The 9,655-nt window shown below is 41.6% G+C and carries 6 protein-coding genes; 4 read left to right on the forward strand and 2 right to left on the reverse strand.

Annotated features, from left to right (window positions below):
• Positions 1–71: 71 nt before the first annotated feature.
• From HU824_RS10420 to HU824_RS10430, 3 genes are read left to right on the forward strand one after another with little or no spacing between them, the layout of a single operon-like run.
• Entirely contained in the window at positions 72–515 is a 444-nt protein-coding gene (locus HU824_RS10420; protein WP_007834528.1) for a hypothetical protein, read from the forward strand.
• A 56-nt stretch (positions 516–571) separates the two neighbouring features.
• Positions 572–1,078: a hypothetical protein gene (locus HU824_RS10425; protein WP_007834529.1), complete on the forward strand. Its 507-nt coding sequence runs from the start codon at positions 572–574 to the stop codon at positions 1,076–1,078.
• A gap of 3 nt (positions 1,079–1,081) precedes the next feature.
• The gene (locus tag HU824_RS10430; protein ID WP_054350171.1) at positions 1,082–3,148 is read left to right on the forward strand and encodes an AAA family ATPase; all 2,067 of its coding nucleotides are present in this window, start codon (positions 1,082–1,084) and stop codon (positions 3,146–3,148) included.
• Between the two features lie 73 nt (positions 3,149–3,221).
• On the opposite strand, the gene HU824_RS10435 is transcribed toward HU824_RS10430, so the two are convergent.
• Positions 3,222–4,865 (reverse strand): RNA-binding domain-containing protein, encoded by a 1,644-nt coding sequence (locus tag HU824_RS10435; RefSeq protein ID WP_054350170.1) that lies wholly within the window; start codon positions 4,863–4,865, stop codon positions 3,222–3,224.
• Entirely contained in the window at positions 4,862–5,077 is a 216-nt protein-coding gene (locus HU824_RS10440; protein ID WP_054350186.1) for a helix-turn-helix transcriptional regulator, read from the reverse strand. The genes HU824_RS10435 and HU824_RS10440 overlap by 4 nt, the downstream gene beginning before the upstream one ends.
• 664 nt (positions 5,078–5,741) lie before the next feature.
• Between HU824_RS10440 and HU824_RS10445 the strand changes: the two genes are divergently transcribed.
• Positions 5,742–9,446: a hypothetical protein gene (locus HU824_RS10445; protein WP_054350169.1), complete on the forward strand. Its 3,705-nt coding sequence runs from the start codon at positions 5,742–5,744 to the stop codon at positions 9,444–9,446.
• Positions 9,447–9,655: the final 209 nt, after the last annotated feature.

Genomic DNA, 9,655 nt, shown 5'->3' on the forward strand with positions numbered 1-9,655 from the left:
TTTTGTTTATACATTATTTATCAAAACAGAGGTGGCGGCCCATTCCGCTAAACAGACAAAATCGAAAGAATATGAATACATCACTCGCACTCGTTGCCGCAAAGGCACTCCCAGCCCTCTCGGGCAGTTCCCTCACCTACAACCCAGAGAAGAACGTGTTCCTCACCCTTGGTTATACCAGCGCAGCAGGAAATACCTACTACAAAGCAATCCGGTTCTCTAACCGACTGGCCGTATATTACCACATAGGTGAAGGATATGCTCACACCTTCTTGAACGGCATTACGCTTTTCGCATGGAACGGGCAGAAAGCGAATATCATTGCACAAAAATTTTGGGGCGGCTGCAATTGGAGATGCTTCAACGAGCGAACGGCCAAAGAGGAAAGCATTGTCATGCTGAAGGACTTCCTTGCAGGACAAGCAAAGGCTATGGGAAGTATCATTGCTGACAGCCAGCTACTCGCCTTCTCCAGAAACATGATTGAAGAAACTCAGCAGAAGTTGCTCCAATAAGCTGATAAGCAAGAAAAAAGTAACCAAGTCCATAAACTAAGAAAAACTAACAAGAGATGGCATCACTTGCAAAAGCAATCAACAAAGACTTGTTCGACAAGATTCTGCCAACATTTGGCAACCCAAGAGTTCACGTCCCTGTGTGGGATGAAGGTCAGAAAATGTTCCTTTGCGAGGAATATGAAAGTGGTAACGGACATCGCTACTACAAAGGCGTACGATTCTGCGACCGTATTGTCATTGTGGAGAAAGTGGGGCTTTACCACACTTGGACTTACATCGACAGCATTGAAGTCTATGCCTTCAACGGTACAAGACTGGAACTTGTGCAGAAACGTGACTACGACAAGACGTTCCGTAACGAAGAATTCATCCGTCAAGAGTCGGAAACCATGGTATGCAACTACTTCGAAGGCGTTCTGAAAGCACAGAGGTCAGCTATGCCAAAGGAACAGCTCGAAGCACAAGCCAAAAGCATCATCGAAGGGTGCTACAAGAGTTTTCTCGATAACGACTTCAACACACGCCTCACCCAAATCCTTCCACAACTTGAACAGAAATAGAACATGCAGAATACCCAGATAGACCCACTGAATCACGAACAGCAACTTGCGTATGAACTTGTTGCCAACACAAATTCCAGTTTCTTCCTAACGGGACGTGCTGGTAGTGGTAAGACAACCTTCCTCCACAACGTTCAGAAGTTGGTTGGGAAGCAGTTCATCACTCTTGCCCCAACAGGTGTAGCAGCCATCCTTGCCGGGGGTGACACCATTCACTCTTTTTTCGGTCTTCCGATGGAGATTTGTACTCCTGGAACATGCGGAAAGATGAACGAGGCAAAAATCCTCACTCTTATCCATGCAGATAGCATCATCATTGACGAGGTATCAATGGTAAAATGTGATGTGATGGATGCTATCGACTATACCATGCGCAAGGCTCTCAGAAACAACACTCCATTCGGAGGCAAGCAAATGATTTTTGTTGGCGACATGTTCCAGTTGCCTCCTGTCGTAAGGCAAGGACCAGAAAAAGATCTGTTGAAAGACTTGTATCACACAGAAGACTTCTTCTTTTATAAGTCGAATGCCATTAAGCGCATGCGACTCGTAAAGATTGAGTTTCAGAAGGTGTATCGTCAGGATGATGCACACTTTCTTCACATTTTGGAGAATGTGCGCATGAATAAGGTAACTCCAGAGGACATCATGCATCTTAATGATCGCGTACGCGTGCCAAATGAGGAAGACGGTGCTGTCATCACCTTAGCTTCCATCAACAAGACTGCTGACAAGATTAACCTTCAGCGACTGGAGGAGATTGAAGCAGAGGAGTTCGTGTACGAAGGTACTGTTGACGGAACTTTCGAGGAGAAGCGTTTTCCTGTAGAACTGAAACTTCGCTTGAAAGTTGGTGCACAAGTGATGTTCACACGCAACGATCTGCAAAAACGTTGGGCAAACGGTACGCTCGGAAAGGTGACCAAACTCACCAAGGACGAGATAAGCGTCACGCTCAACAATGGCGAGACGTATGTTGTGCCTTGCTGCTCTTGGGAATCGTATAGCTACGACTATAACAGGGAAGAACGTAAGATGAAGAAGGAGTTGACAGGTACCTTCACCCAATATCCTCTGAAACTGGCATGGGCAATTACGATACACAAGAGCCAGGGCATGACTTTCGACAAGCTTTCGCTCGATCTGAGCCGAGGGATGTTCGCAGCTGGCCAACTCTATGTGGCACTCAGCCGTGTACGTACACTGGAAGGTCTTTATCTCTCAAAAAACATTATTCCTCAGTATGCTCACACTAGCCGTGAAGTCCTTACTTACGCAAGCGAGTACAATAACGAACAGCAGATCGATAACGAGATTGAGAGCGGAAAGGCAGTTTATAGTGCTCTTCAGCAGAATGACTACGACGAAGCAGCAAAGCAGTATCTGATGCTCGTGACAAAGAAAGCTGAGAATGGCGACTTCAAGGAGGCGATGCAGCAGGCAAAACGTTTCCTGGACATACTAGTATGTGACGAGCACCTGTATGGTTTGATAGAGGACATTCCGGAAAATCTTCTTCATACGAGCCATTGGGCTCCGAAGTTCATTGCAGCCTTGCTGAGTCTTTACGCTCAGAAGTACAAGGATGCCTTGATTCTTATCGGCGAGGTTCTTGAAAGACATCAATGTGCAGAGGCACTATACATTAAATCGCGTGCCTTGGCAAAACTTGAACGCTACACAGAAGCAGACGATACCAACTGCCAGTTGGCGAATGTGTTTGAAATGGCAACACCTGATGCAAAGGTTCTTTTCATGATTGCCATACTCAATGAGATGCACATAGGAGACCCTGGACTTGACCTTATGCGAAAGTTGGTGGAAGCACGACCAAAATACGACCTCGGCATCCTCGCCTTGCGCACATTGATGCAGAGACATGGTTTACAACTCGACAAGTTGTCGGACAATAACTGTGAGTTAGTGGACCTTTTCAATTCTGATGCTACAGAAGAGGAATTCCTTGCCGAACTGAAGGTGTGTCGCGAGAAAGCACCTAAAGCAATTACTTACCTGATTCGTCGAATCAAGAAGCAGGTATTCAACGAAGAGCAACCCGTCGATGAGTGACGGGAAACTCTTCTCATACCTCAAAATAGAAACATAGAAAAACTAAGGCGCGTTTTCCTGTAAATATATGTGGCTATTTTTTATTTCTCCTATATTTTTGATTGCTGGCATTAGGGTGCTCAGGATTGGTCATTTCGAGATAGCCAGCCTCGACAAGGGCCATGATGTATGTCTGTATGTTCTTGCTATGATATGTCACACCCGCTCTTTCGAGAATTTCCTTGCTGCTACGTGGTACACTACAGAAGTTTACTATATCCCTCTGCTTATTTGTTATTTTAGGACGTTTAGTGTCAGAGTCGGCATTGAAAGTGTCAGAGTGTCTAAGTTTAGTGTCAGAGTCTGTATTAAAAGTGTCAGAGTTGGTATCTAAGTTGGTGTCAGAGTGTCCAAGTTTAGTAACTAAGTTGCCATTTACTTGGTTACTTTCTTCGGTTGCTTGGTTACTATTTTCGCCAACTTGGTCACTTCCTTTGCTAACTTGGTTACCTCTTGGCCTATTTATCGTAATCACGAACTCATTAGTCCTGTCATTGTTGCTGAACGAAACATTCATATCCTCAGATAAGGCACGAAGCATACCGCTACCTGCTCCTGTGTAGGGAAGCAAGTGGATGGCATTTGTGAAGAGGAACATATTGCGTGGCATGGAAGTTCCCACAACAATGTCATCTATGGTAAGCCCATTGGGAAGAGTTCCGGGACTGTGTATCTCCACCCTATCATCAAAAATGAAGATGCGGATAGGAGCAGTCGCATTCAGTGAGCGATGCACTAAAGCATTTACGGTAAATTCAACAAGGCTGATGTATGGAATCTCCAATGCTCCTTGCGAGTTAAACTCATGCCCGACTTGTATATGACGTAAGTTTCGGTTGAAGAAATCCATAATGGTTTCAAACTGATGAAGCAGATTACCCTCAATGTCGGCATCATTCACCTTATCGCGGAACTGTGTACCGCCAAGATTGTTGCCCACAAAGCAGATACACTTTGCTGTCATGGCTGGAAGCCAACGCTGGGTGTACTTGCCAAACAGTAACATTGCAGCCACTGTAATTTTTCCATCGGGCTGAATGAAACGTAGATTACGCAGCAGTTTCTCCCCATCGTGCCCACTGGCAATTGCAGAGCAGACAGTATCTAAAGAGGCTTCACGTAAAGCATCGCCTACCCAACCCTTTCTCACCAATGCTTTTTCAAACTTGTTGCTTAGGAAGGTTTTGATGGTATTCTCGTCCAAGTCCTTAATCGTAGCATCTCTTACTCCTGCTTCATCAGGCGAGAAACTGCCGCAGTCGGTCATCATTTCGGCAAGCTCGGCATTATCGAACACTTTGCGCTTGTCGGCACCGTTCTTCACCCACACAATGCCACGATTGTCATGGTAAGGTTTATTCACCCCTTCTTTAATATGAGCCACAACAAGGCTTCCGTCATCCACAGAAATAGTTTCTACATCAACAAGGATGGCAGGAACAACATTCTCAGATGCGATGTTGCCAAGTGTATTCGTCGTTTCCTGTACTTCCAGATACGACAAAGGATTGACGCTGCCAGTTTTGTCCTTCACACCAACGACCAGTGTTCCACCACGTGCATTACTGAATGCCACCAATTCGCAGCCGATGTCGTAGCTGTCAAGGAGCCGTTCTTTGAACTGCACCTTACTGACCTCACCTGACTTTATCTGTTGGATAATATCTATTTCCTTCATTTCTTCAAATGTTTTTGGTTGAGCAGTCTACCTGCATCAATATTCAAAGCCTCTGCTATACGTAGGAGGTTTCTTGCGTCAGGTTGCATGGTATTCGTCACCCATTTGGAGACAGTAGCCCTGTCTTTTCCTAATTGTTCTGCCAGCCACTTACTGCTTTTTTGTTCTTCGGCAAGCACAATCTTCAGACTGTTAATCATTTCTTTTTCCATAAAAGACATTCTCTTCGGTGTAAAGGTACAAATAAACCCTGAGAATCCCGGAGAAACACGTCAAAAAAGAGCGTCTTTTTTATAAATAATTGGTTATATCGTCAATATGTAATCTGCATTTGTTCCTTTGTGAGTAATAGATCTGCAACAAAACGCTTCTCCAAGACAGGGAGGGGATATAAAGGTTTTCTTAGTTGAATGGCATTCCTAAAAAAATAGTGGAACCGACTCGGTTGAGATGGTTTCTAACGGCTCATTGTTTCCTGTGTGGACACAACTTGTTGGTGGCGGCTTATCCTTAGTAGAACTTGTTTTCTCGTCGGGCTGCTACGGCTCTTTCATTTAACTTTGGCATTGTTTGATAACAATTTGAATAAGTTACATTTACTGCAAAATCAACCTTTATAAATATAAGGAATGCCTTGTTGGGGTAAGTTAAAAATAGCTTTTAACCGCTTAATACCCACAAACATTGAAAATTAGAGGCATTTTTAATGAAAGAGCCGTGTCCGGCTGTAACACAAAATTGGCATTTATGATTGAGTTGATAAAAAATTGAATTAACTTTGCATATTCACTTCTGAAACAAACTAGTTTCAGACACACTTAAGGAAACACTGCCGTTAAAAAACAAGCGTTTAGGCAAGATATATTTTAAAGTAGAATGAAACTCATTAAGGCCAATGACCTCAAACGATGGGCAGACACGTTGGAAATCCGTGGTTTGCTTCCTGAGTTAATACGCCGATTGGTGCATGCAACTAAGCCGCATCTTTCAAAGGTGTACATACCGACTGAAGAAAGCACTCATTCTGCCGGATGGGATGGCATTGTTGTTTCTGAAGACAATGACACTTATCTGCCAGCTGGTACATGTCTTATCGAGATGGGGACGAATGAGAAAGTGGCAACAAAAGCTAATGACGATTATACAAAACGTACGAATGGCCCATTAGAATTTGAGAAAGGAGAATGTACCTTCGTTTTCATCACTCCTCGCGAATGGCCCAAAGCGCCATCTTGGGAAGCAGACAAAAATAAACTGAATAAGTGGAAAAGGGTTAAGGTGATAACAGCCGTAGAATTAGAAGATTGGCTATCTTATTATCCTTCTGTCGCTTTATGGGTGGCAGAAAAACTCAACATCTCCCACAGAGAGAAAATTCAGAGTATAGAATCGTATTGGCGTCAATGGTCAACCAACGATAAAGGACAACAACTTTGCTATAGTGTTGCCGTTGGAGGACGCGAGGAATCTGTCAAAGAACTTCTGGAGAAAACAGAAAATCATATAGCAATAGATGTTTGTTCCCATTCTGTAGAAGAATCGCTCGCATTTGTCGTGGCTGCTATATTACAATGCGGAGATGACAATCTTAAAAACAGAGTGGTTATTGCAAAAGACAATGAAACCACAGGCTTATTGGCTTCACAATGTTCCAATATGGTTATTATCTCTAGTGGAGATGATAAAAACATTAATCCAAACGAGAATTGCTTGGTGTATGTTACACATCCATCTGCAAGAAGCAGAAGTGGAGTGTCTATCATTCTACGAACACCAGAGCCTGACGATTTTATTAATGCTTTAAAAGAAAGCGGATTTAATGAAACGCAAGCAAGGCAGCTTTGTTCTGATACAGGGCGAAGCACAGCTATCTTGAGAAGGAAACTTGGTTTTGAACGCAACAACCCTGATTGGGCGAAGCCTGAAAATATCAACCAATTGCTTCCGGCTCTTTTGATAGGACGTTGGCTGAATAATTTGGAAGGGGACAAAAAACTAATTGAAGAGTTTTCTGGGATGGAATATTGCCAATTCGAAAATGTTATTCAGACATTTGCTAAAGGCAACGACAGCCCTTTTGGACTTATTGATAATCTATGGTATGTTATATCTCCATTTGACGCTATAAATTATGCAATAGATTTTATCACACCCCAATACTTAGATAGACTCTCTGTCATTATTGACAAAGTCGCAAATGATATTGATTTTGATGACAAAAAGGCAGCCACGACTGATTCTTTATTTTATCAAAAACATAATACGAAGTATAGCTATTATGCTAAAGAAGGGTTATTCTTGACATTGGTGTTATTGGCTCTTCGAGGTGACAAAAATGCTCAACTGATTCCGTGGGTTGACGAAAAGGTTAGAGCAATATTAAATACAAACACTTTAGAATGGTGGTTTAGTTATTGCAAACATAATCTGATATCTCTCTTAGCTGAAGCTTCGCCTCAGGTTTTTATTCAGAAAATTGAAGATGATGTGATGAGCGATAATTCTATCATCCGTGAGATGTTTCGAATAAATTTTGAGCATACCTCCTTGTGGGGTAATAGTTCGCACTATGAATATGTTTTATCTGCATTGGAAGATTTGGCCTGGTCTGCAGAGAATCTTTCCAGAATTAGCCGAATCCTGTTTGAACTCTCGTCTTTAGGGAAGAAAAAAGGGTATGCTGGAAATCCTTTTGAGTCGTTGTGCAAAATATATTGTCTCTGGATGCCTAAAACAAAAGCAACCATAGAGCAATGTTTTATGGTACTCGAATCCATGGTAGAGGAGTTTAGACCATTTGTTTTCAGACTTTGTAGATGTTTAGTGAACTATAGTCATCAATCACAAAGCATTAATGGCCGTATAATGCGGTGGAGATATTTCGGAGAAGACGTTAAGACCGTGACAATGGATGAGTTTTTGACAGCATTAACAGCTACAGTGAGGATGTTGATAAAAAATTGCGACTATAGCAATGATGCTATTGAATGCATGTTGGAAACAGCGACTGCTCCTGACTTGCCTGCTCATCTTAGGAAAGAAGTCCAAGATGCAATTTCTTCAAATATAGATTTTCTGAAAGGTAAAAATAAGTTCTGTGACAAAATAAGAGAAAAAATATATCATTTTGAAGAAGCTCGTAATTCAGATTGGTGTATAGGTGATGATGAGATGAACTGGCTAAAAAATCTCTTAGAAGCCATATTGCCAGATGATATTATTGAGGCTAACTTGTGGAAATTCAAGGCTTTCTTGCCTGTACATGAATTACATCTGAGAGAGGATGATATACGTAAGTGGACAGAAAAGCAGTTGAGTTTCAGAGTAGCCGCCGTGAAAGAACTGTACAAACGGATAGGATTCGATGGTTTAAGAAAGATTGCAGAGAAATCTGAAGACAAATATCAAACAGGTCTTGCATTTGCAAAATTCAAGACCACATACCCGATGATTGATTTTGTTATAAACAAAGATTTTGACAATCAACTTTTAGCAGGATTCTTTGTCTCTTTATTCAACACAAACAAAGAACGCTATTGGAAAGTAGTGAGGAAATATAATAATCGGAATGATATTCTTATTAGCATCGGAACAAATGAAGAATTAACCAGATTTGTCGAAACTCTACCAGAAGAAGCTAAGGAAAATTATTGGAAGACCGTATCTGTTTGGTGCTATTCTGACGATACGCTGAACATAATGGTAGAACAACTGCTTAAAGTGGGTAGGTATGGCGATGTATTATCTTTGCTACGTCATGCTAGTTATGGTGGGAAGGACATTCCTGTTGCACCAGCCTTTAATGCCTTACAAGGATGGTTGAACAATATTAAAACACCAGAATTGGAGCAGTACAAGCATGATGCAGAAGAAATACTGGAATATCTTGATAAAAATCCAAATGTCAAAGATGAACAAATAGTTAGTTTAGAACTTTTACTTAGCGAAATTTTCCATCTGGATTCTGATTGTCGCCTGTATCATTCTATTTACACAGAGCCAAAAAGTTTGTTAGAACTAATATCATTTGCATACCGTGGAGATGAAGATTTTGACGATAAGACTTATTCTGATTCAGAGAGAAACATCGGGTTGCTTTTACTGCGTTTTATCAAAGGCCATGTAAAAAGTTGTCCTGGATTGACAAAAAACGGGACATTAGATGAAGATGCTTTGATGAAATATGCCGATGAATTTATGTCTCTTGCAAAAAGAGAGAAGTATTTTCGTGCTGCAAAGATAGTGTTTGGTCAATTGTTAGGCAACATTCCTGACAGGGAAGACTACCCACAGGATGTTCTCTGTAAACTATTGACAAAATATAGTGAACATGGTCGTGACAAATCAATCCTAAATTCTTTTCGATGCCAGTTCTTTAACAATCGTAGTATGACCTCACGTCTGCCCTACGATGGAGGACGAATTGAAAGGACACGAAGTGAGAAATACAAGAAATATGCAGATAAGACACGCTACACGTACCCAGATGTCGCATCAATCTTCGACTCATTGAGCCGAGATCATGAATATGATGCACATCGTATGGACAATCAAGCTGAATTGGCAAAAATTGGGTATTAAAATATGAGGCGATATTTAAATTGACTATTAATAAAAGTAATAGTACTGTATGCTTAATGGGTTCAACGACAATATGCAATCTCACTACTGTCCAATAAAAGTTAGCTAATCGGTCTTTGAAATTATTGAAATACAGTCTTTTAAGCAGTCCTTTAGAATGAAACGGATTTGAATTCGTAGCTTAGCGGTCAAATTGAAGGCCGCTTATG

This window comes from Bacteroides sp. L10-4 (genome assembly GCF_013373675.1).
Lineage (GTDB): Bacteria > Bacteroidota > Bacteroidia > Bacteroidales > Bacteroidaceae > Bacteroides > Bacteroides muris.